The organism is Burkholderia sp. APQ4-4ca (assembly GCF_057837105.1).
In genome coordinates, this window is sequence record NZ_JBYQCG010000076.1 from 30,242 (window position 1) to 54,786 (window position 24,545).

General features: G+C 63.4%; 14 protein-coding genes. 2 read left to right on the forward strand and 12 right to left on the reverse strand.

Annotated elements, in window-relative coordinates:
• Nucleotides 1-17 precede the first annotated feature (17 nt).
• Entirely contained in the window at nt 18-428 is a 411-nt protein-coding gene (locus tag AC3IFE_RS08485; RefSeq protein WP_489190217.1) for a BON domain-containing protein, read from the reverse strand.
• Nucleotides 429-494: 66 nt separating this feature from the next.
• Nucleotides 495-2,489, reverse strand: a complete 1,995-nt coding sequence (locus tag AC3IFE_RS08490) for a hybrid sensor histidine kinase/response regulator (RefSeq protein WP_489190218.1) — start codon at nt 2,487-2,489, stop codon at nt 495-497.
• A 388-nt stretch (nt 2,490-2,877) separates the two neighbouring features.
• On the opposite strand from AC3IFE_RS08490, the gene AC3IFE_RS08495 reads away from it, so the two are divergent.
• Nucleotides 2,878-3,918, forward strand: a complete 1,041-nt coding sequence (locus AC3IFE_RS08495; protein ID WP_489190219.1) for a sigma-54 interaction domain-containing protein — start codon at nt 2,878-2,880, stop codon at nt 3,916-3,918.
• A gap of 35 nt (nt 3,919-3,953) precedes the next feature.
• On the opposite strand, the gene AC3IFE_RS08500 is transcribed toward AC3IFE_RS08495, so the two are convergent.
• A complete protein-coding gene (locus AC3IFE_RS08500) occupies nt 3,954-5,753 on the reverse strand; it encodes a methyl-accepting chemotaxis protein (protein ID WP_489190220.1) in 1,800 nt (599 codons plus the stop codon).
• Nucleotides 5,754-5,941: 188 nt separating this feature from the next.
• Complete coding sequence (locus AC3IFE_RS08505) at nt 5,942-6,196, reverse strand: DUF3562 domain-containing protein (RefSeq protein WP_089469772.1); 255 nt, start codon at nt 6,194-6,196, stop codon at nt 5,942-5,944.
• Between the two features lie 539 nt (nt 6,197-6,735).
• Between AC3IFE_RS08505 and AC3IFE_RS08510 the strand changes: the two genes are divergently transcribed.
• Nucleotides 6,736-7,170 (forward strand): hypothetical protein, encoded by a 435-nt coding sequence (locus AC3IFE_RS08510; RefSeq protein WP_489190221.1) that lies wholly within the window; start codon nt 6,736-6,738, stop codon nt 7,168-7,170.
• A gap of 487 nt (nt 7,171-7,657) precedes the next feature.
• On the opposite strand, the gene AC3IFE_RS08515 is transcribed toward AC3IFE_RS08510, so the two are convergent.
• From AC3IFE_RS08515 to AC3IFE_RS08550, 8 genes are all read right to left on the reverse strand, one after another.
• On the reverse strand, nt 7,658-8,593 hold the full coding sequence (locus AC3IFE_RS08515) for a universal stress protein (protein WP_489190223.1): 936 nt from the start codon (nt 8,591-8,593) through the stop codon (nt 7,658-7,660).
• Nucleotides 8,594-8,804: 211 nt separating this feature from the next.
• On the reverse strand, nt 8,805-10,187 hold the full coding sequence (locus AC3IFE_RS08520; protein WP_489190224.1) for an amino acid permease: 1,383 nt from the start codon (nt 10,185-10,187) through the stop codon (nt 8,805-8,807).
• 443 nt (nt 10,188-10,630) lie between these two features.
• Entirely contained in the window at nt 10,631-12,298 is a 1,668-nt protein-coding gene (locus AC3IFE_RS08525; RefSeq protein WP_489190358.1) for a ShlB/FhaC/HecB family hemolysin secretion/activation protein, read from the reverse strand.
• A 270-nt stretch (nt 12,299-12,568) separates the two neighbouring features.
• Nucleotides 12,569-12,856 (reverse strand): hypothetical protein, encoded by a 288-nt coding sequence (locus tag AC3IFE_RS08530; RefSeq protein ID WP_489190225.1) that lies wholly within the window; start codon nt 12,854-12,856, stop codon nt 12,569-12,571.
• Nucleotides 12,819-20,624 carry a hemagglutinin repeat-containing protein gene (locus tag AC3IFE_RS08535; RefSeq protein ID WP_489190226.1) on the reverse strand — a complete coding sequence of 2,602 codons (7,806 nt, stop codon included), beginning with the start codon at nt 20,622-20,624 and terminating at the stop codon, nt 12,819-12,821. The genes AC3IFE_RS08530 and AC3IFE_RS08535 overlap by 38 nt, the downstream gene beginning before the upstream one ends.
• Nucleotides 20,625-20,732: 108 nt before the next feature.
• Nucleotides 20,733-22,040 carry a two-partner secretion domain-containing protein gene (locus AC3IFE_RS08540; protein WP_489190227.1) on the reverse strand — a complete coding sequence of 436 codons (1,308 nt, stop codon included), beginning with the start codon at nt 22,038-22,040 and terminating at the stop codon, nt 20,733-20,735.
• 526 nt (nt 22,041-22,566) lie between these two features.
• On the reverse strand, nt 22,567-23,592 hold the full coding sequence (locus AC3IFE_RS08545) for a DedA family protein/thiosulfate sulfurtransferase GlpE (protein WP_489190228.1): 1,026 nt from the start codon (nt 23,590-23,592) through the stop codon (nt 22,567-22,569).
• A 183-nt stretch (nt 23,593-23,775) separates the two neighbouring features.
• Nucleotides 23,776-24,282 carry a cupin domain-containing protein gene (locus AC3IFE_RS08550; protein ID WP_089469767.1) on the reverse strand — a complete coding sequence of 169 codons (507 nt, stop codon included), beginning with the start codon at nt 24,280-24,282 and terminating at the stop codon, nt 23,776-23,778.
• Between the last annotated feature and the right edge of the window lie 263 nt (nt 24,283-24,545).

Consider the following 24,545-nt stretch of genomic DNA (forward strand, 5'->3'; position numbering starts at 1 on the left):
CTGGCCCGCGCATCACGTTACTTCCGGCGGATCTGCAGCTTGTCGCGCACGCCGCTCACGCCGCTGACGTCGTGCGCGACACGGATCGCGGTCGCGCGTTGCCGCTCGTCGGGGACGTTGCCCGTCAGTTCGGCCACGCGGTCGCGAACCTGCACGTCGATGTCGCCGGAAGCCAGGCCGCGTTCGGCGACGAGCGCGGCCCTGACGCGGGACGCGAGCGTCGCATCGCGAATCTGGCCGCCGACGGCCGACGCCTGGCTCGCGAGCTTCGCACGCGTGCTCTCCTCGACCGATGCGGTGCGGGGCGTCGCGATCCAGGCACACGACAGTATCAGTATGCTCGCGATCGGCACGATCGGCGTCCTGCGTCGGGTGCGTGCCGGCTTGCTGCCCGTGCCGTCGCGCCGCGTATTTTCCGTTGCGTCCATCGTGTCTCCTTTTCGTATGCGGTCAGCGGTCAGGCGAACAGCGCGCCGCATGGTCCGTGTGCGCCGCTACCGCTTGCGGGGCTTCCCGTCGCCCGTGTCGTTCCGGTCCCGCCTGTCGTCGGGCACGACGTCGACGATCACGCTCGCGAGCGTCGGCATGTCGACCGGCTTGCACAGATACGCATCGAACCCGGCGGCCATCACGCGGCGCCGGTCGGCCTTGCCGGCGTGCGCGGTCACCGCGACGACCGGCAGGTGCCCACCGCCCTTCGGCAGGCGCCGGATCCGGTCCAACAGCCAGTAACCGTCGCCGTCCGGCATCGCGAGATCGGACAGCACGACGCTCGGCTGCTGCCTTTCGACCACATCGAGCGCATCGTGCCCCGACCGCGCGGTCGAGACCTGCGCACCCATCGTTTCGAGCGCGGTCGCGAGGCTCGTCCGCGACGTCGGGTCGTCGTCGACCACCAGCACGCGCTGACCGTCGAGCGCGACCGTATCGGACGCCCCCTTCGCGCGCGGCTGCTCCGCCGGATCGTCGGCGTCCCAGCCGGCCGGCAGCGTCACGGTGACGGTCATGCCGCGCCCGGCGCCCGCGCTCGTCGCGACGACCTCGCCGCCGTGCAGTTGCGCGATGTTGCGCACGATCGACAGACCGAGCCCGAGGCCGCGCTTGGGCGACGTGAATGCGCCTTCCGGCCGGCTGAACGTCTCGAAGAGGTGCGGCAGGTATTCCGGCGCGATGCCTTGCCCGGTATCGGAGACCGACAGCCGCACCCGCTCGCCGGCGCGCGTCAGCGATACGTCGATGCGTCCGCCCGGCGGCGTGAACTTGATCGCGTTCGACAGCAGGTTCGACAGGACCTGGCGCAGGCGTTCGCCGTCCGCCGGAATCACGCAAGCCGGCATCGCGTACTCCGTCGACAGCACGAGCCCGTTCGCCTCGGCCGTCGCGTCGAATTCACGCGCGGCGTCGCGCACGATCCGCACGAGATCGACCGGCACGCGTTCGAGGCGCAGCCGGCCGGTCGCGAGGGACGATGCGTCGAGCAAGTCGGCGACCATGTGCGACAGCGACCGCGCGCTGCGATCGATCGCATCGACCGCCTGCTGCGTGAAACCCTGCCCGTCGGCGTTGCGCAGCACCTCGACCCAGCCGTAGATCACGTTCAGCGGCGTGCGCAGTTCGTGCGACACCGTCGCCAGCAGTTCGTCCTTCAGCCGGTTCGACGCGTCGGCCTGCACGCGCGCGTCGCGCGCGCCGCGCAACGAGCGCAGGTAATGGCGTTCGTTGTGGCGGCGTTCGCCCGCCTCGCGCAGCGTCAGCGACAGACCCGCGCAATTGCCCTGCGCGTCGACGATCGGCGCCGCGGCGAAGGTGGCACGAAAACGGCTGCCGTCGGGACGCATGCACAGTACGTCGAGCGGCCCGACGAGCTTGCGCAGTTCCGCGAACGACGCCGGCATCGAATGCCGGCGCAACCAGCGCGGCGCGATCATCGTGACGACGTCGCGTCCGTTCGCCTCGACCGCATCGATGCCGAAGATTCTTGCGGCGGCCGGGTTCCAGCTGACGATCCGGCGCTCGGCGTCGGTCCCGACGATCGCGTCCGGCGACGCATCGACCACGCAGCGCAACAGTCCGTCGTCGGACACGCCGGTGACGGACGACGGTTCGCGCGGCGTGGAAGGACCGCCGTCGACGTCGCCGATCTCGCGCGGGCGATCGTTCGCGAGCAGCGGCTTCACGGCCGCCACCAGCACGCATTCGACGAAACCGATCGCGACGAACGCGCCGGCTTGCGCCAGCAGCGTGGCCAGTGGCGCGTCGCGCCACCACAACGCGGCGATCACGCCGACGCTCGCGACGGTCGCGACGAGGCCGCCGCCGAACGAAGTCAGCCACGCGGCGGCGGCCACGCCTGCGTAGAAAGGCAGCGGCGCAAACGGCGCGTGCTGGCCGACAACCTGGATCGCCCACGCCTGCAGCGCGGACGCCAGCCCGACGGCCAGCACGACCCATGCACCCTGCCGAAACAACTCACGGGTCAAAGTCCTCATTGCGTCCTTGCATCGCGCCGGCTCCCGTCGTGCGGGGGGATGCCGCCTTTCGGCCATCCGGCATACCGTCGAGCGCGCCGGGCGAGCGTGAAGACGCCAGCAAACGTCGTGCCCGGTGGCGGGCGCGTGCGGCGTTCCAGCCCTGGATGGCCGGGCCCTGCGCCCGCGCGGCCGGAGCCTGCATGGGCGGCTGTCGGTAGAGCCGGGCGCGCCGACGCAATGTGTCGCTGGCGGCTTTTCGTCGGGTTTCTGTAAAAAAGCGCCGGTTGTCACTCAGAAGAGGCGTCGTGCAAGGGTGCGCGAAACAACGATGGCCTGTTTCTTTCGCTCGCATCCCGCACATTGGAATTTTCTATACCGCGGCACCTTCACCATCGTTTCGCTGTCGATGATAAATATTGCAATCAACGGGACGTGTGATGCCGTTTTTCAAAACGGCCCGCGAACGCCTATGGGTGAATCCGCCAACCGGACGAAGCAGCGCGCAGACGGTCGCCGGCTGTCCGGCCGGTCCGCCGCGATGCGCACGCTCCTTGGCCGTATCGAGAAAATCGCGCCGACCGGCGCGAGCGTGATGATTGCCGGCGAAAGCGGGGTCGGCAAGGATATCGTCGCGCGCCGGCTGCACGATCTGAGCACGCGGCGCGACGGCCCGTTCGTGCCGATGAACTGCGGCGCGATTCCGGCCGATCTTGCCGAGGCGCACTTGTTCGGGCACGAGAAAGGCAGCTTTACCGGCGCGATCGCGCAGCGCGAAGGTTTCTTCGAAGCCGCGCGGGGCGGCACGCTGCTGCTCGACGAGATCGCGGAAATGCCCGCCGTGCTGCAGGTGAAACTGCTGCGGGCGATCGAGTCGAACACGATCGTGCGCGTGGGCGGCACCGAATCGATTCCGCTCGACGTGCGGTTCGTATCGGCCACCCGCCACAATCCGGCCGACGCCGTGCGCGACGGCCGGCTGCGCGAGGACCTGTTCTACCGGCTCGCCGCGTTCGCGATCTACGTGCCGCCGCTGCGCCAGCGCGACGGTGACGTCGAGACGATCGCGCAGGAATTCGTCGACACGTTGAACGCGCGGCATCGCGCGCACAAGCGGCTGACCGACGCGGCGATCGCCGCGTTGCGCGCGTATTCGTGGCCCGGCAACGTGCGCGAACTGCACAACACGATCGAGCGCGCGTACATCCTGGCGGACGAAGGCATCGACGTCGCCCTGCCGAAGCAGCCGATGCCGGTGGCCGACAGCACGTCGGCAGGCGCGATGGCCCTGCCGGTCGGGGCGACACTGCACCACGTGCAGCAGCGCTTCATCGCGGCGACGCTGCATCACTTCGACGGCGACAAGCCGCGCGCGGCCAAGGCGCTCGGCATCAGCCTGAAGACGCTCTACAACCGGCTCGCGCTGATGCGCGACCAGGACGGTTCGTAAGCCGCGCGGCCCGCCTGCCGCAGGCCGCTACCGCGTCAGGCGACCTTGAACTGCCCGACCGTCGTCGCGAGCGCATTCGCCTGCGACTGCAACGCGGTGGCTGCCGCGGTCGACTGTTCGACGAGCGCCGCGTTCTGCTGCACCATTTCGTCGAGCTGGCCGACCGCGCGGTTCACTTCCTGGATCCCGCGCGTCTGCTCGTTCGCCGCATGCGTGATCTCGGAGATGATGGTCGTCACGTTGGCCACGTTGGCCACGATCTCGCGCATCGTGTCGCCGGCCTGGCGCACCTGCCCGGACCCGGCCGACACGCTCGCGACCGTCGATTCGACCAGCACCTTCACTTCGCGCGCGGCCTGCGCGCTGCGTTGCGCGAGGCTGCGCACTTCCTGCGCGACGACCGCGAAGCCGCGGCCCTGTTCGCCCGCCCGCGCCGCTTCGACGGCCGCGTTCAGCGCGAGGATGTTGGTCTGGAATGCGATCCCGTCGATCACGCCGATGATGTCGCCGATCCGGCCCGACGCTTCCTCGATCTTCCCCATCGTCGCGACGACGTCCGACACGACCACGCCGCCGTGCGACGCGATCCGTGACGCGGCCGCCGCGCGCTCGTCGGCCTGGCCGGCGGCCGCCGCCGACTGACCGACGGTCGCGGTAATCTCTTCCATCGACGCGGCGGTTTCCTCCAGGCTCGCCGCCGCCGATTCGGTACGCGACGACAGGTCCTGGTTGCCCGCCGCGATCTCGTTCGCGGCCGTGCGCACCGATTCGCTCGCCTCGCGGATCTGGCGCATCACGTCGTTCAGCTTGTCGACGAAACTGTTGAACGAGCGCGCGATGTCGGCGACTTCGTCGCGGCCGTCCGCCGGCAGCCGCTGCGTCAGGTCGCCGGCGCCCGAGCCGATCGCGGCCATCGCCTGGCGCACCTGCGACAGACGGCGGAACGCGGTCGCGGTGATCGCGCCGATGATCAGCGACGCCACGCCGACGATCACGATCAGCGTGATCAGCGACGCGGTCAGCAGCGAACGCATCCCGGCCGTCGCCTCGTTTTTGTCGAGCAGCACCAGCGCGTACCAGTCGGTGCCCGGTACGGGTTTCGCGCGCACCAGCTTCGCGTCGCCGCCGACGCTGACCTGGACCGGCGCGTTCGCCGCCGCGATCGACGCCACACCCAGTGCGCCGAGTTCGGGCGACACGTCGGCGACCGGCTTCAGCGTGAGCTTCGCGTCCGGGTGGGCGACGACGTGGCCGCTGCTGTCGATCAGCATCCCGAAGCTCGCTGGCGTCGGGTGGATCGACTTCACGTTGGCGATCACGCTGTCCATCGACAGATCCGCGGCGACCACGCCCTTCAGCGCGCCGTCGCGCAGGATCGGCACCGCGAACGTGACGACGAGGTTGCCCGTGCCGGCGTCGACGTACGGCGGCGTGACGACAGGCTTGCCGGCCTGCGCGGCCTGCTTGTACCACGGGCGGCCGGTGGGGTCGTAGTCAGGCGGGATGCCGGTCGGGTCGGAGAAGTGGAACGTCTTGTCGGCATAGCCGGCGTAGACGTTGGTGAAGCCGCCGGCCGCGGCCATCTGCTTGAACACCGGCAGCGGATCGGGCGTGAGCGCGGCATCCTGCAGCGACGCGATCATCCGGCTGCGGGTCGCGACCCAATCGGCGATCCCGACCACGTGGCCGCTGGCGACGGAGATCAGGTTGCGGTCGATCGCGTCGTCGTTGTACGAGCGTGCAATGAAATAGTTGATCAGTGTCGTGGCGACGAGCGCGAATACGACGATGGCGACGCACGCGGCAAGGATGCGGGCGCGAATGGACGAGAACATGGCAACGACTCGGTAAGAAAGCGGGAATACCCCGTGGACGAATTCACCGGGTAAACGGCAAAACGCGCCGCTTCCTTGAGGTCGTTGTGACGATTCAATGAAACGTATGACGACTGGCGTCCGTGACTGTCAGCGGATCGTCAAGATGGCCGGCTTCGACGCGTGAGCTGCGCGCCGGCCCCCGCCCGCTATAGCCGGTGACTCGGACGCGGATCGGCGTCCGCGGGCGCCGCATCGGCCCGGGTGTCGCGGTCGAAAACGTCCTTCTGACGCATCCGCTCGCGCAGGTGCCGGATCGCGAATACATGGATGTAGTCGTGCACCCGCGCACCGGACGACAGCGCGCGCACTTCGTCGTCGAGCATCGCACGCAGCTGATCCGCGCCGATCGCGCGCCGTTCGGCGGCTTCCTTGAGTGAATCGAGCAAATTGTCCTTGGACATCGACAGGCTCCTGACGGTCGAGGAACGAAAAGATGACGGTACTGGAAGCTTAAAGACTGGGCAGACGCACGGCGTACGATGCGCCGGCGCGGGTTTGCGCGCGATCAACGGCACATTGCGTGCCGCCGCTCGGTCCGTTTCCGAACCGTTCGCAAGGGTTCGCGTTGCACATGGCCCGCGAACGAGACTGGATGGAAGCCTTGCCACGCCACCCCGGGGCGCGGCATGGGCGACGAGCGGCGGGTGAAACGCCGCGCGACGCCGATGCAGTGGGGAAACTTAGACCGTCCGAAATCCTGCGTCAAGCGCCTGCGGCCATCCATTCGCCGGACGAGCGCGGCGGTGCGGCCAGTTGGCCGCCGCGCGTGTCAGCGGATTCCGATAGCGTCGCGCAATTTCCTGACAGCGACTTCAGCGCGCGCCGCTTGGCAGCGGGCGGTCGCCACACGATACTGATCACATGAACCAGGCGTTCATACCGGAACATCGCTCAGTCGGCCATCGAGCCGGCACGCGGGGGCCGGCGCAGGAGACCAACCATGGCACATCGCAATTTACCGGGCCGGGACGGCCAGCGGCACGCGTCGGGCAACGCGCGCGCCCTGCCCGCCCGGGCCGCGTCGGCCGGCAACCGTCCGCCCAACGACCTCGACACCTTGCTCGCGCTCGCACGCGAGGCCGGATTGCTCGTCACGCTCGACGGGCAGATCGGCCGCGAAAAGTATCAGAGCGTCGCGGGGTCGGTCCTCGCGTTGCAGCGATTCGCCGCGGCACTGCGCGCGCGCAACGCAGCCGACGCGCCGGCCGAGCGGGAGCCGCGTCGCAAGGCGCGCCCCGGCTGGCCGCATGCGAATCGTTTGCGCAGCCGCACGTGCAGCCCATGTGCGCCGCTCCATGTCATGCATCCGCATGCGCGAGTACGTCGCGGCACGGGCCGCCGGCACGACTTGCGCTCGATTCTTCGATCCCTCTGATCTGCGTACGTCACCGGCGCACTGCACGGGGGCCGGGCATCGGTTGCGCGTCACGACACGCGCGCCATGCCGGCGCCTCGCCGTGCATGCGCCATGTCCGCCGCGATCCGTATCGAGGTGACCGCGCACGATGACGCGCCGCCTTCCAAACCATGCCTGCGGGGAAATGAATTCGACGGGGCCAGGCGGAAAGCGGACGGGGTGACTTCCACCCCGCCCGTCCTCCAAGGCAACCGTTGGTTGCCTACCCTCGTGCCAGAGAGTTTCCGGTTGGATGACGCGCCGGACAAACACGCGGCGCGGCGTCCGAACATAGTGTGGCGGCGAGTGCGACAGCGATCGCCTTTCGCATGCAGGCGCGGCGATGGTCACGTTTGCACGACAGGCCAGCCGCGCCACGGGACGCTCCGTCACTGTCTCACGCGATATGCGTCGCGTTTCTGATGCAGGTCAATCCGCACCCGCTTCGATCGCGACGACCCGCGATTCATTCCGCGCCGCGCACCAGCAGCACCGGCACCTGCGCGAGATGCGCGACCCGCCGCGCGACGCTGCCGATCAGCCAGGCGGCGATGCCGCGACGGCCGTGCGTACCGACCACCAGCAGCTCTGCCCGCCAGTGCACCGCATCGCGCATCAGCGCATGGGCCACGTCGTCGCTGGTCGGATGCGTTTCGACAATGCCCCGCTTGGTCGGATTGCCCGTCGCATGAAACAGCGGGCCGATCTTCGCGAGCGCATCCTCGCCCTCCGCGCGGTACGCATCCTCGAGCGCGCGCACCGGCACGACATCGGTCAGACGAACCGCGCGATCGACCACGTACGCCGCATACAGCAACGTCGTCGGCCCCGCGAAGCCGAGCCCGACACGTACCGCATGCAGCGACGGCTCGCTACCGTCGACCGCGAACATCAGCCGCTGCAGCGTGCCGTCCGACGGCCGTACATAGGCGGTCGGCACGATCAGCAGCGCGCAGCGCGCGCGTCTCGTCAGCGTGTCCGACATCGCACCTTCGACGAGCCGCAACAGCCCGTGATGCGGATTCGCGCCGATCGCCAGCACGTCCGCATGCCACGTCGACGTATCGTCGATCAGTGCGTCGGCGACCGAGCCGCCCGTGACCGACGTATCGACGACCACCTGTTCGACCTCGATGCCGCTGTCGGCGAACAGCGCCGCGATCCGCGCGCAGGTGGCTTGCGCTTCGCGCATCATGTCCTCGCGTGCCGACGTCAGCAGCGCATCGATGCGCGGAATGTCGGGCAACAGGAGGCGCGGATTGTCGATCGTGCAAATGATGCGCAATCGCATGCCGGGACGCAGCAGCGTGCGCACGTAACGGGCGGCGGTCAGCGATTCGGGCGTCGGATCGACGGCCAGCGCGATCCGCGCGAGCGTCGGGATGGGCTGGACAGGCTGCATGGCGAAGGTCTCCGTGCGTGCCCGTCGTCGCCGGGCGACGACGGGGCGCTTCGCGCGGTGGCCGGCTAGCCGCCGCGGTCGCAGGGATCGGCGGGATGCCGCGCGAAGCGCGGACAAGCGATGCGTTCGTTCAGCATAGGCCGTCCGGCCCGCGCGTGCATGATCGCGATCAACGATCGCGAACGCTCGCGCCGCCCCCTGCCCGCGCGACTTACGACTTCGTCGGCATCGACGCGGCCGGACGGTTCGCGTAGAACAGCGCGTACGCGATGCCGAGCAGCACGATCCACACCGGCCCGATCACGAGCGCGACGCGCGTATCCGGCGTGAACGCCATCAGCACGACGACCAGCACGAGAAACCCGAGCGCGACGAACGACCCGAGCGGATAGAACGGCACGCGGATCGGCAGACGCGCGATCCTATCGGCCGACAGCGTGCGGCGAAAACGCATCTGCGCGACCAGGATCACGCACCACGTCCAGATCGCGCCGAACGTCGACACCGACGTGAGCCACGTGAACACGTGCTGCGGCGCGAGATAGTTGAGCAACACGCCGATCAGCAGCAGCGCAGCCGACACGGCCACGCCATGCACGGGCACGCCGCTGCGATTCACGCGACCGAGCACGGCGGGCGCCTGGCCCTGCTGCGCGAGGTTGTAGAGCATCCGCGCGGTGCTGAACAGGCCGCTGTTGCACGACGACAGCGCCGCGGTCAGCACGACGAAGTTGATGATGCCGGCGGCGGCCGGAATGCCGAGCCGCGAGAACGTCATCACGAACGGGCTGCCCTGCGTGCCGATCTGGTCCCACGGATAGAGCGACATGATCACGAACAGCGCGCCGATGTAGAAAATCAGCACGCGCCAGAACACCGAATTCACGGCCTTGGTGAGCGACTTCTCCGGGTTGCGCGCCTCGCCGGCCGTGAGGCCGAGCATCTCGACGCCGAGATACGCGAACATCACGATCGGCAGCGCGGCGATCACGCCGTTGATCCCGTTCGGCATGAAGCCGCCGTGCGACCACAGGTTCGAGATGCCGGTCGCGATACCGCCGTTGCCGACGCCGAACGCGATCATCAAGCCGCCGCCGATGATCATCAGCACGATCGTGACGATCTTGACCAGCGCGAACCAGAATTCGAATTCGCCATACAGTTTGACCGCGATGAAGTTCACCGAGCCCATCGCGAGCAGCGCCGCGAGCGCCCAGATCCAGTTCGGCACGGCGGGGAACCACATGTGCATGTAGACGCCCACCGCCGTGATTTCCGCCATGCAGGTGACGATCCACACGAACCAGTAGGTCCAGCCGGTCAGGTAACCGGCGAGCGGGCCGAGGTAGTCGCGCGCATAGCGGCTGAAGGCGCCGGCGACCGGGTTGGTGATCGCCATCTCGCCGAGCGCGCGCATGATCAGGAAGATCGCGAGGCCGCCGAGCAGGTAGGTCAGCAGGATGGCGGGGCCGGCCGTGCGGATCGCGGTGGCCGAGCCGAGGAACAGGCCGACGCCGATCGTCGCGCCGAGCGCCATCAGGTTGATGTGCCGTTCTTCCAGCCCACGGTGCAACTGGTCCTCTGGTTGTTTCAAATTCGTCTCCTGGCGACCGCGAGCGGGCCGCCGTCATTGCGGCGATGATAATGCGCGGTCGTTCATGCCCATTTTGGCAGCCGAAAACGAAATAATCCCTGCTGTCGATTTCCGAATGAGAAACGACATGGATGCCGTGGCAATTCGGTTGGGATTGCCGCGGATTATCCGTAATTCCCGGAACAATCTGGAAATACGGATAAGGCCTTTCATGGAATACACCCGAGCGGCCCGCGCGACGCGGCTGTGCGCGTGACGAGCGGTAACGGGATCCATCGCCTTCGGCGCGAACGAACGCGCGTCGAATGTGCGCAGTCAAGCGCACGCAATATGCAGGCGGGATTATAGGGAGGATCGGCGGCTTCACGCCAGGCGATTTTGGGGGAAAGCCAGTGCCACATATGCGAAATAACGCGAGATCGCAACGCGCGTCACGATCCCGCTCAAAATTGCGCGGTCACCTGAAATCCGACCGTCACGCGTGCGGTCGGAAATTCAGACGGCTTGTAGACCGGCGTACCGGCGAACAGGTCGTAACCGTAGCCGCCGAAACGTGTCGCTACGCTGCCTTTGACGCCAATTACTGCGCCGGCCAACTGCGTACCGACCAACGCAACCGGCTGCGGTCCCCAAACGCGACCGTAATCCAATCCTGCATAGATCGCCTGTCCGGTCTGCCCGATCGGCATCTGCAGCTCGTTGCGCCAATAGAAACCGCGTGCCGCCGCCAGCATCGTTTCGCCGTCGAAACCGCGAACTGTGTAGCGACTGCCGATCGTTAAGTCATCGATGTAGTACAGCGAGTTCCCGGTATATTGGCCGTGGATGCTCGTCACGTATCGGAACGGCTGCTTCGCGATCGCGAAAGGCGCCGACAGGTTCGCATCGAGTACCGCCATCCTGAAGCGGTAAGTCGGGCCGCCGCCGGCAGCAAGAATGTCGTCCTGCGCACCCAGGCCCGCGACGCCCTGTCGGTACGACAGCGTGCCATCGAACTGCGCGCCGTCGAAGTAATGACGGTCGGTCAGGCCGAATTCAACGAACGTGTTGTTGCGCCGCTGCTGCGAGATTTCCGTATCTTCGATGAAGCTCTGGCCGAAGCGACGGGACAATCGGACATAGCCGCCGAATACGTCGTTCTGGCTACGGGCAAGCACTCGTGCCAGTTTGAAATCGATCGTCTTCGAATTGCCGCTTGCCACGAACGTTTGATTCACGCCAGCGATTTGCTGGTAATACGTGTTCGTGTAGGCCGATAACGTCGCGGTCCAGTAGCCCCACGGGATCGAGTAGAAGCCGTTCCAGCCGTGCGAACCAAGACGCTTGTCGCCAAGTTCAAGGTCCTGGCTCACGCCGACGTTGAAGATGTCGTTCAGACCGAGCGGGTTATCGATGCCGATCGACAGGTTGCCTTGCAGCTTCCCGGTCGCGCGCGTGCCCGAGTTGTCGATCGATGCAACGACTGTCCAAGGCTTGCCACGCTTCACATCGAGCACGACATCGCTCTCGCCCGGCATATCGGCCGGAACGATTTGCATCGACACGTCCTGACTCGTAACACGCTTCATCTGCTCCAGACCTTGTTCAAGGTCGCGCAGGTTCAACAGTTCGCCGTCGCGCGTCGGGAACGCAGTTTTCCATGTACCGCGTAGTTTTTCATCGGCGAAGCTCACGTGTCGGATCACGCCGGGAATCAGCGAGACTTTCAATGTGCCCGTCGACAAATCCTGTTCGGGCAGCAGTACGCGCGTCGTGATGTAGCCGCGCGACAGAATGTCTTGCGACAACGCCTTGACGAGAAGATCAAGCCCTTGCTTGCCGACGCACTGTCCGGTGTAGTGTTCAAGCCACTCACGTGCGAAAGCAAAACCGTCCATCGGCAACGCGGAAGCGCCTTGCGATTTCACTACTGCGGGCAGCGAATCGGGAACATCGAGCGTGAAGCGGTCAATGCGGAAGCACGGTGTTTCGGTCGGAAGCTGTGGATGGCCTGCACTCGCCGCGACACTCGAACGAACTCCCGGTGTGGAAACGGTTCGTTCACGCTCGCGTGCTTCTTCCTGCTGACGAGCCTGTTGTTCGTTACCAAGCGGCTGTAGCGATTGTGCCATCGCACCGGTTGATACGATAAGCAACGACCCCGCGACAAGGCTACTCCCTCGGATTTTCTTCTTCATGTATTTGATTCTCTCGATTGCGCATGCCCCGTGACGATCCGAAATCAAAATAGAATAACAATCGCATCGACCGCGTGCACTCGTCGCAAAATATGTTTGTGCAGCGCAGTGAACGGCAAAATCACGATCATAGAGATCGCCACCTCTTCCTTGATCCGACCGCCGCAGAGGCCGGATTAAAAGCGCAGTCAACCGCTTAATCAACTAGGCACACTTCTGCAACTCATCCCTCGCAGAATTAATCATCCCAATAAAATCATCAAGATTGAATTTCATTTTTACGCTTTCTGACAGAACGTACAAATCAACCAAAAATTCAATCTGCATATCATCATTTCCGAATTCCTTGTCGATTATGCACAGTCTTTGCCCCTCAAAGCTAATCTCTGCCATAAGATGCTCGTGATCCATATCACTAACAAAATCAATATCAAATTTCGACACGCCATTCACCTTATTTCTTGGGGTCCAAAATTCCAGAAAAAGAGCCATCTGAATTAAATCGTATTCCTTGTCCACTAGGCAAGCGGAATTCGACGCCTCCGCGAGAAAGTTCAGTCCGAGTCGTATTGGGATTGTTCAGGACACTACTCACGAAATCGCTAGCAGCAGCATTTTTATCCGCAATAGAGCCTGTGAGCGGTTCAAATGTTCCTCCGGGACGACCAGCATGCTTATCCCACGCTCTAGCCGCCGCAGATAAGCCGGAGTCGTTATAGGGTTGATCCGCTGCCTTCTGATAGTCGCTTACTTTGACATCGCGAGCACCACTTCCGGAGATCTGTGCATTGTCGTCACTTCCACTGTTCAAAATTGCGTTCGGCGGTGTCCTACCCGCAGCGGTAAGCGCGGCATCAGCGGCTTGGCCTGCCGACGAATTCACCAGTACCGCTCCCGGACTCGTCGGGGGCTTACCTCCGCCCATGCCGACGACCGCGCCCGCTCCCGTTGCAATACTCTGACTGATCAAGGCCGTCGGCGATTCTGACATCTTTGCTTTAGCACCTGCCTGCATCAGCCCGATGAATTGATCGATCAGTTTGCTGACCGAGTAATTGTCCATCGCAGCTAACTGATCCGCTACTGCCTTGCCAACAGTGTTTTCAATCAGCTTGCGCGCCTTTTCATTGTCCTTCGCTTCGCCAACATCATTTCCCGCATTGTAGAGATTGACGTTCGATGCCATCGCAGCGCCTGCACTACCGCCAACCAAAGCACCGGCCAGTCCCGAAAGAATGTTCGCGCTGATGTTGCCAATCAGAGAGGAACCCGTCGCGTTTCCAACACTGTCGCTGAATGCTTTGGTCTGCTCAGCAAGTTTTGATGACAGACCTGCTCCCGCCGCACCGCCCATTGCGCCGAATCCACCGCCGCCAAGGCCACCAATGAGAGCGCCGCCTCCCATTTGAAGCGCTGCACGCGAATCTCCACCTTCACGCCAATTGTTGTAGTCCTTCAGCGCCGACACCATGCCTTCGATATCGCCGCTATCCGATGCCGCCTGTGCGGCCTTTAGCGCGTCCGAGCGCTTCATGTCGGCATACGCCCCGATGCCTTGCGACACCATCTGACCGGCCGCTTGCGCTGCATTCATCGTGTCGGCTTGCTTATCCAACAGATTCTGCACGTCCGGCGACTTTGATACCGTTCCGTTCAGGTTCGACGTGTCTCGGTTCAGGTTCGCTACGTCCTGCGTCTGATTTGCCGGATTCGTGATATTGATCGTGCCGGCGCTTACGCCGCTACGCGTAGTCGATTGCTCATCGCCGCTATCCGACTGCGAAATCATCGGTGTTACGCCACCCGATCCACTAACCGACCCCGGTCCGATCGCCTTGCCGGTATTGCCCACGCCTACACCTGCACTAAATCCGTTGCTGTCTGCTGCATAGTGCGAGTGATTTTCGATATCGCCGGTCGTCAACGTACCGGTCGTCAACGTGTTCTTCGACGCATCGGCCGTGCTACCGATATATGCACCCTTCAGGTCGGTATTGCCCTTGACGTTGACATTGAAACCGCCGTCGCCCGCCTGAATCCCCGCCTGTTCGTTCACGCCGGCATAATTGCCATCCGCATGGCCGTTCTGCGCGCTAAAGCTCGCACTCTCGCCGCCCATCGTGCTAACGCTGAACCCGCCGCCTGCGCTGCTTTGATGTGCCGTGCTATACGTCGTGTCCTGTACGCTCTGCACGTTCAGGTTTCCGCCCACGTCCGCCGTGACCTTGCCGCCGTTCACATTGGACCCGATCACGTTCGTATCGCCGCCGCTGAGAAGCGTCACGCTGTTCGCACCGGTCACGTGTGAATTGTTCTGCATCGCGGCATCGCTGTTGCCGTCGCCATGCGCACGCGACATAGCGGCCGACACACCGATACCGTTCGTGCCGATCGACACGCCGACACTGGCGCTCGATGACGAATTCGAACTACGCGTCGAATCGGTGTTCGTCGTGTTCTTCAAGTCAATCTGATTCTTCGCGACCAACAACACATCGTTGCCCGAGACATTCGAACCGGCCACCGTGATATTGCCACTGCCCGGCGTGCCACTACCCGTCGCAATCAGCGATGTGGTACCGCCAGCGCTGACGCTCGATCCGCGTTGCGTCGTCTGATTTTCCGACGTATCGAGTCGGCTATGACTCGATCCAACGCTAACTTGAACGCCGATGCTCGGCGTGCCGCCGCCCGCAAGCGCACCGCCCGTCAGACCGGCTACACCCATCGCTGCATTACCTGCCGCTGCAATCGCGTGCAGGGCCGTCGCACGACTGTCGCCGGCACCGCTCTTTGCCGCCTGCGCCTGTTGATACGCACCGTTGATCGCATCGCCGATGCTGCCCGACAAGCCGAGCGTGACACCACTGCTACTGGTCGTCTCGCTATGGGTCTTGTTGCTGGTATCGGTTGCCGAATCGATCACAACATTCGACGCTACGCCGGTCAAATTCTTCCCGGCGATCAAGTCGCTACCCGTCACGTGCAGCGTATCGCCAGCCTTGATATTCAGATTGCCATCGAGCGATCCAATCGTGCTCGCGTTGTTCGTGACGGACGAAGCATGATCCGTATCTTTCTTAGTTTGCGTGCCGATACTCACGCTCAAGCCGCTGGTGCCAATACCCGAATGCGTTTCGTGATAGTAGCTGTCCTGCGTGACCGTATCCTTGGACGTGGTGATATTGACGTTGTTCGCCGCCGAGAGATTGACGTCGTTCGTCCCTACGACCGTGCTACCTTGAACGGTCAGGTCACGGCCTGACTGAATGTTGACCGTATTACCGGACACGGTACTGCCGACGCCAACGTTCGCCCGCGTATTCTGCATCGAATCGGTTTTCGTGCTGCTGACGAAGCTGCCGCGTTGGACCTGCACCGACTGGTACTTGTCGTGTTCCTCGCGGGCTTCGTTCACCGTGACGTTGCCCGTTGCAACGATGTTCGCTGCGCCGGTGCCGTTCTCAACGCCGTTCGTCATGCCCGCCGTCAGCGACGAACCTGTCAGCGTGACGTTGCCTTTCGACACATCGGTGCTCGCCGCCCCGAGCGTCGCATTGCCGCCTGCCGTGAATTGCGTGCCAACAGCGTGCTCGTCATAGTTGTGATCGACTTCCTTACGCGTCTTGCTGTCCGCCGCCACATTGTCGAGCTTCGCGGTATCCGTGACCGTCGTTGCCATCAAATTCCCGCCTGCAAGTGCAGACAAGTCTTTTCCGGCGGATACAGTCGCGCCCTTCAGCGTCATGTCGTTGCCGCTTTGCATCCCCAAGCTGCCGCCTGCGGTGATGCCGCTCGTCACGTTCTTCGTCGTGGATTCTTCCCAATGATGCTGATCATTCAGATACATCGATTGGTTCGTCGTGGACTGAACCGTATCGACGTTGATATCCCGACCCGCCGTCACCAGTGCATCGCCGCCCGCCGACAAATTCGCGCCGTGAATGCTCAAATCGCGCGCGGCCTGAACGGACAGATCACCCGTTGCCGCGATCGTGCCTTGCTGGCCAATCAGACTCGTACTGACCTTGCTTGCGCCCGACGTGCCGGTTGCGCCGACTGTGTCGACCAACGTTGTATTGACAATATCGCGACCGGCCGACACTGCGACCCGATTGCCGGTAATCATCCCCGACGCATTCACGACATCGTTGCTTGCCGACACGACCGTTGTACCGTTCCTGCCGCTACTCGAAATCGTACCGCCACGATTCAAAATGTCCGTCGCCGTCAGCACGGTTTTCGTTCCGCCCTTGATCACGCCGGAATTCGTTGCGCTACCCGTCGCATGAATTTCCACATCGTCCGCCGCGATCAACGCACCAGTCGGTTGCAGATCGTTCGCATGCGTCTGCGCCATGTAGACGACAGGAGCCAGCACGTGCCTCGTGCTGCCGTTCGGCAACGTTACCATCTGATCGACCAGCCATACGATATCGCTCGTCAGCGCATCCATCTGCGCGGCCGTCAGCGCCATTCCCGGTACCAGGCCGAACTCTTTTGCGTAGTTCGCCCCGTTCGTCATCAGCGCACGATATTCATCCTCGGCACTCGCGTAGCCCGGCAAGAACGTGCGCCCCGTCAGTTGCGTGATCTGATTGCGCACCATCTGCTGCTCGTACATTCCGTCACCCAGACGCTTTTCGATGCTCGCCGGGTTCAGGTTCAACTGGCCGAGCATGTAATCGCTCGAAATGAACTTCGTATAGCTCGTCAGGCGTGGATCGGTCACGATCAGATACGGCTGACCCGGGGCGTCGTGAATCGAATAAAGACCGCTCGTCGGCAACGTGATCGGCAGCGCGCCCGACGCATTCGCGACCGATTGCTGCGCGCCAACCGGTGTCGATGAGCCGCCTGTGGCTCCAACCGGCGTCAACTTGCCACCGGATACGCCCTCATTCGCCGAATTATTTCCAAGCGTGCCGCCAGTTGCTCCCGTCGAAGAATTCTGCGCGGCAACGTTCTGGTTGTTGACATCCTTCGCGTCGATGATCACCGACTGGTTGGCGATGATCGTGCCGCCCGTGCCGCCGATGGCAACCGGCGTATACACCCTCGAAGGCTGAACGATCGTGCCGCGGTCCTGCGTCGTGTCCTCGTTCCACGCGTACATCGATACGATACTGTCGGTCTGATACTGATACAGCGTCCGCCCGACGTTGTTCACGACCGTACCACCGTAGCTGCCTGAACCTGCACTGCCGGACACATCCGAATCGCCGATCTTGATCGAGCCGCCCGCCGCAATCGAGCTGTATTCGTTGTTGATCGTGCCGACGTACTTCATCACGATGTTGTTGCCAGCCACGAGTTGCGCTTGCTGCGCCTGGCTTGCAATCTTTTCCTGCCGAACCGTGGTGGTCGTGTCGCGCCAGATTTCGACACGCTGATAACCGTTGTGGCCGTCGCTGCGCGTCGTGTATTCCGTATCCGGAACGTAGTTGACGTGCGGATCGTACGCATCCCAATAGTTGACCGTAACCGTACCGTCCGCGTTGGTCGTCAGCGTGTTGTAGTAAATCGTCTGCTGCTTGCCGTTCACGTTCACGACCAACACCTTGTCAGTCGCGTTCGGTCCGGACGTTTCCGATACAACCTGCGAAGGGCTATAGGTCGAGGTGAGCGGCGTCTTATAGCCGTTCACCCACATTGCCTGCGAGCACCCGCCGTTCGGGTCCGCATTCATCGTCGCGCACACGATGTACTTCTGACGCTTGGTTTCGTGCTTGCTCGTCGTGCTCGTGGTTTCAGTGGTCACCACCGGAGCCGGACGCGTGTTCGTGAACGTGCCAGCCGCGAGTTCGATACTGCCTTGCGCTTCGATCGTGGACTGATCGTTCAAGACATTTTGCGTACGGTTCGCGAGAAACCCGTTCGCGTCGCGCTGACCATTCGCTGCGATATTGATGTCGCCAACGCTGAAGACATTCGCGCCGCCCGTGTTCGACAACTGGTTGGACGCGTACAAATTCACCCGTTCGGCTGCGGCGATCACCGCCGCTGCGCCGGTGTTGGTGATCGTGCTCGCATTGGCACTGATTTCGCGCCCGATGATCGTCGCGGTGTTATTCAGCGTCGCGCTGTTGGTCGCGACCGTATCGCCTTCGATGCGACCTGCGTTATCGATCGCGCCGCCGTTCGCGTTGACCGTCGTCGTGCGGGAATTCAGATCGGCGCCCATTTGGTTTTCGACGTTCGCTGCATTCACCGTCAGCGCACCGTTCGCATCCAGCACGCCTTGGTTCGTCAGCTTGCCCGACGTGGAAAACGTGAGGTCGCCGTTTGCGTGCAGCTTGTTCGCCGCGGTCTGCGTGTAGTCGCTCCCGAGTGTCACCGAACCGTTTCGGCCTGCCACGATCGATCCGTCACCGCTCAATGCGCTCGCGGTCAACGTCAGGTCCTGATCGCTTCCGATAACGCCGTTCTGGTTGGCGAACGTGCCTGTCTGGATTGAAATACTGCCGCCGCTGCCTGCGTCGTTGCCGATTTTGCCGGATGTGTTGTCGATCGATGCCGTGTTCAACGACAGTGCGCCGTTTGCACGGATCGATCCGGCCTGATTCGACAACGCAGCGTTTGCCGCGCTCAGCTTGAGGTTGTTCGCGGCCGACAGTACACCACTCGCATTACTTACGTTATTTGCAACGTTCAACGTCAGATCGTGGCCGGAGAGCGTCTGACCGCCTTGTGCATTCGTGAGCATTTGGGCGGTCAGCGTAACATCGCCATTACCGCCGATCGTGCCCGCCCCCGCTTTGCCGGACGCGTTCGTATTCGTGATCGACGCACCGCCGTCGATCGTCGTTGCACCGCTGCCGATATTCGCGATACGCCCGTCGCTGTTGTCGACGTTGCTCCCCGACAGCGCGAGCGTCGAATTCGTGCCGTTCGCTTCGATTTGCCCTGCGTTGTTGTTGATCGCGCCCTGTGCCCGCAGCGACAGATTCCCGTTCGCCTGAACAAGACCGGCTGCATTCGCGATCGCACCGTTCGACTGCACCGAAAGCGCCTGTCCAGCCAGCACCGAGCCATCGGAATTATCGACGCTGCCTGCCGACACCAAGACGTTCCCGTTGCCGCCAATGGTGCCGCCCGCCGTATTCGTCAGCGCATTTGTCGTCGTAACCGACAGCGCGCTCGAGCCCACGTTTTTAAGCGAACCTCCATCATTCGCGAGACTATCAGCGGCTACTGAAACGCCGTTGTTCGCTTCGAGCGTGCCCGCACGGTTATCGACAGCGCCTTGAGCCTTCAGCGTAATGCTGTCCGCACCGACGTAGCCGCCCGCATGGTTATCGAGCGACTGCACGTCGAGCGCCGCCTGTCGCTGCGCGGCCAGCGTACCTGCACTATTCGATACGGCCGCCGCTTTTAGGCTCAACGCGCCATTGGTCGCGATCGTGCCGCCTTGGTTCGACAATGCGCCGGTCGAAATTGACAGCGCACCGCTTCCGGCGTGAGTAATTTTCCCGTGGCCGTTGATCAGGGTCGCGGGCGTCAGGTTCAGGTCGGTGCTGTTGGTCTGAATAACGCCGTTGCTCGAATTATCGAGTGTGTTCGAGACGGCGACATTCATTGCGCCGGTCCCGGTTTGTGTAATGGTGCCGCCGTGGTTCGATAAATTCGTCGCCCCGAGCGACAACTGCGCTGCCTGTACCGAACCCGCATCGTTGCTCAGCGTCGCGGCATTCACGGTCGCGGCTTGTCCGGCCGTGATACTGCCCGAACCGTTCGTCAACTGCGCACCCGCATTGATCACGGCGCTTTGTGCAGCCGACAACGTACCGCTGCCGTTGTCGAGTGATTGCGTGTCGACATTCAGATTCGTTTGCGCACTGACCGCGCCACGGTTCACGACGCTGCCCGATTGAATCGCCACGCCGCCGTTGCCACCAATGACACCGCCTTGGGCGCCAAGTGCGGTCGTACCGGCTGCATTCGTCAGTTGCCCCGTCGTGGTAATGGACAGGCCATCCGAATTCAGCGACGTGACGCGACCTGCGCTGTTGTCCAACGAGCTTCCCGAAATATTCATTCCGGCCGCGCTCTGGATCGTGCCCTGGTTGTTCGCGATTGCACCGCCGCGCACCTGCATCGCATTGTCGGAAACCAGCGTGCCGCCCTGATTCGCGATTGCGCCGTTCGACTGCACGTTCAGCGGACCTTGCGCCGAGATCTTGCCGCCTTGATTCGAAATGCTGCCTGCGGTCAACGTTGCGTTGCCTTGGCTCGATAGCGTGCCGTGATCGTTGATCAACGCACCCGCTGCGTTCGCATCGAGAGCTCCCTGAGCACTCGTTGTCGCATTCGAGAGGTTCAAGTCCCCGGCGCTTGCGTTCAGCGAAACGTTACCGTTCGCGGCCGTCTAGCTACCCGCGAGGCTCACGGCAGCCCCTGAAATCAACGTGCTCCCACCCGCAACGTTCTGCCCGGTCGCCGTCAATTGGCCGGTGCTCGACAGATTCAGATCGCCGCTTTTCCCGACGGAACCATCGTTATTTACACCCGCGCCGAGCGTCCCGGTCGAATTGATGCTGCCTGCGCTGATCGTCGTATTTTGCTGTGCGGCGAGCGTACCGCTGTTCGACAAGGTCCCGGCTGCTGAAACGTTTGCACTCTGTTGCGCATACGTCGTGCCGCTGTTTTGAATACTGTTTGCGGTTGCGGTGAGATTTCCGCTCGCAGTCGTCTTGCCCGTGAGGACGAGTTGGCCGTTCGATTGCAGCGTCAAGTCGCCGGCTTGTGCCGCGATCATCCCGGCGTTCGCGACACCGACGCCGTTCTCGTTCGATACGAGAAAGACCCTGTTCGCGTACATGCCGCCGAGTTGGCTCACGTCGATCGCGATAGCGGGTGCGGCACCGTCGCCAGCAATCGGTGTCGCCGCCAGCGTGTCGTGGTTGACCTGGTTCGCACCTGCGACGACATTCAGATTCTTTGCGTAAATGGCTGCATTGGCCTGCACTGCGCGCGAAATCAAGTCGACCTGATCGACATTCGATGCATTCAGGCCGGCACCGCTTACTGAAATCAGGCCGCGCGATACGTTGAATCCACCGAGCGATCCATCGGCGCCGTAATACGGCGTGCCAGTCGTGAGAACGGCTCTCGACGTATTGATGAACCCGCCACCGTCAACCTGAATACCGGCACTGTTCGACAAGATCACTTCGGCGCGATTGCCTGCGACCTCGACGTAACCTCGCAGTTGCGACGGCGCATTGCTGTTGACCTGGTTGACGATGATCCGCGCAGACTGGCCCGCACCGAAATTCGGGTTGCCGTTGATCATCCCCGCCTGCTGCGTGTTAACGATCGTCGGCGAGTTGTTCAGGATCGCCCCTGGTTTTTGTACGTCGAACTGGTTGTACGTATTCACCGATACGCCAGCGCCTGACGGCGCGGCAATATTCACCTGCGGGATGCCGCTCTGCGTCTGAATCACATGCGTGCTGGTGCCCGAAGTCGGCGCGATTTGCGCGAAGCTGAATAACGGCACCCCGAACAGCAATGCAGCCGCCATCGCGATCGGCTGCCATACGATAAGCAAGCGCGATGGCGCACTCACGCCTTTGGAATTCCCGGCTGCATGCGGTGAACTACCGTTTTCCTGAACGACCATCATCGCGCCCCGCGCGCGATTGAACACAATCCGATAGCTTTTCTTGTTCATTCTTCGTGGACGCGCACTGCGCCCCTGCTTGCAGTCTTATTTGAATTCAGCGCCGATAGGACAGAACGTAATTCGCCGTCTGGTCTTGAACGCGCTTGCAACGGATAGTCAGAGCGACAACGCCTCTCATACTTGTCACGATTGCGAGACAGCGCTCGCAATGGGCCCCCTCTTATCCGCTGCGCGATGCTAGCAGAAGCAATCACCGCACACTGTCAGAAATGATTAACGCGATGCGAGGGATCATCGGTCTTCCCTGCTCCAGCAGCCGGAGATTTTAAAAAATTCCGAATAATTAATATTTTTATAATGTTTTAAGATTGTTAATTCTGAGGCGGGATGCGACTTTATTGGGATAGGCTCTACGTGGTTTTAGACACTGCACGGCCGGATGCTCATGATATTGTTGGCCGAACGATTGCGAGATAAGCGGCGACAGTGCCGCGAAATTCGCTTGTCGAAAATATATAAATCGAGATAGGAAACTATGCGCTCTCGAGCGCCGCAACCAGCAACGCGGGCTGCATCACTTCGACAACGTCGCCCGCACCGTATACTCGCCTTCCAGCCCGCCGTGCTCCGGCCGCACGAAATACCGCGACGAATCCAGATCGGCCGGCAGCGGCTCGACCGGATACCCGTGCTTTTCCCACGCATCGAGCCCGCCCTTCAACGCCCGGAGGTTGTGGATCATCTTCTTGCGCTGCATCTTCGCGATGAGCCGCTTCGCGGTCGCCTCGTTCGGGCACACGCAATAGACGACGATCGGCCGCTTCAGCACTTCCGGGTCGAGCAGATCCGGTGAATCGAGATCGACCGGCACCGCGCCGGCAATCCGGTACGGCTCGCGTTCGCGAATCGCCTTGGGGCGCGCGTCGAAAATCAGCGGCGGTTCGTCGGACGTCATCATCTCGACGAGCTGAGGCGGAGAGATGCGCACCTGCGCGAGATAGCGGCGGAACTGCACGCGGCGCACCCAGCGGTACAGCAGGAACGTGATGAAGATCGCGAGGAACGCGTCGAGAATCGTGCCGCCGCTCGCGCGCACCCACAGCACGAACTGGACGATCTGGTCGTGAATGGCCGCGCCGCCGATCAGCCAGAACGCCGCCCACAGCGACGCGCCGGCCAGATCCCAGAACAGGAACACGCCGATGCCGATCGCGGTCGTGCCGAGCAGCGGCGCCGACACGAGGCCGAGGCCCGGCAGGAATTTCGACAGCACGAGCAGCGGCGCGCCGTACCTTTCGAATACGTTACGCGCGAAACGCAGCGTCGTGTCGAGCGACAGCGAGAAGCGCACGAGGCCGTTCAGCAGGCGTCGGCCGCGCGTGCGGCCCATGAAGAACCACAGCGAATCGGCCAGCATCGTCGCTCCGATCGCCGCCGCGAACATGCTGACCCAGGACGCCTGCCCCATCGCCGCCATCGTGCCGCCGAGAATCAGCATCGGCACGGCCGGCACCGGCACGCCGAGCTGCGTGATCAACACGCTCGCGAACACGGCCCACGGGCCGAGCGACGATGGAATAGCAATGGGAAAGTGCCACACGGCGGCGCTCCTGGAAGACATGCGGGCCGCGCGACAGGGCCGTCGGTACGGCGGCGCAACGGCCGCCGCGGCATGTCCGCGACCGACCGGTGCATCCTGCGCATTCTAAACGGGTTTGGCCGCGGCCGCGCGGAACACGGGCCGTCCGCACGGGCTTTGCCCGGCGTGACGCGACCGTGACAGTCACACGTCCGGGCGCTGCGCGAGTTGCGCGACGTGTTCCGCGTAGTCGGGAAACTCGGCCGCCAGCGCGGCGGCATCCGCCAGCTCGAATTCCGCGAATTCGAACCCCGGCGCAACCGTGCAGCCCACGAGCGCGACGTGCTCCGGCGACGCACAGCGCGCGCCGAACCAGCTTCCGGCCGGCACGACCGCCTGGAACACGGTGCCCGGATGCGTGAGCGGGTTGCCGAGCCGGTGGATCGTCAGCCCGTCGCGCGCGTCGAGCACCCACACTTCGATCGGATCGCCTGCGTAGAAATGCCAGACCTCGTCGGAGCGGATGCGATGCCACGACGAATACGCGCCGTCGCACAGCAGATAGTAGATCGCGGTCGACGCGGCACGTGGCGCGCCGTCGGCGGGACGCACGACCGAATCGGTCGCGCGGTAGGTTTCACGGAAATAGCCGCCTTCGGGATGCGGCTGCAGGTCGAACTGGCGAATCAGGTCGGTCGCGGAAATCGGCATGGCGGATGACGTCGGTAAGGATGAAAACCGGCATCCGGCGGGCTGCCCGATCCTCATTCTTGCGATCGGGCGCCGCCGGATGTCCCTGCGTCGATCGCCGCGGCCATGCGCGCGGCGAACAAGCGGACACCGGCCGATGCTGCCAGAACTGCGTGGCGGGATGCAACCGCCGACGTGCAATCGCGCACCGGCGCGCGTACCGGTGGCACGGCGCAGTCCGCCCGATCGCGCCCATGTGCGACCAAGCGCGCGACGCCGCGCGG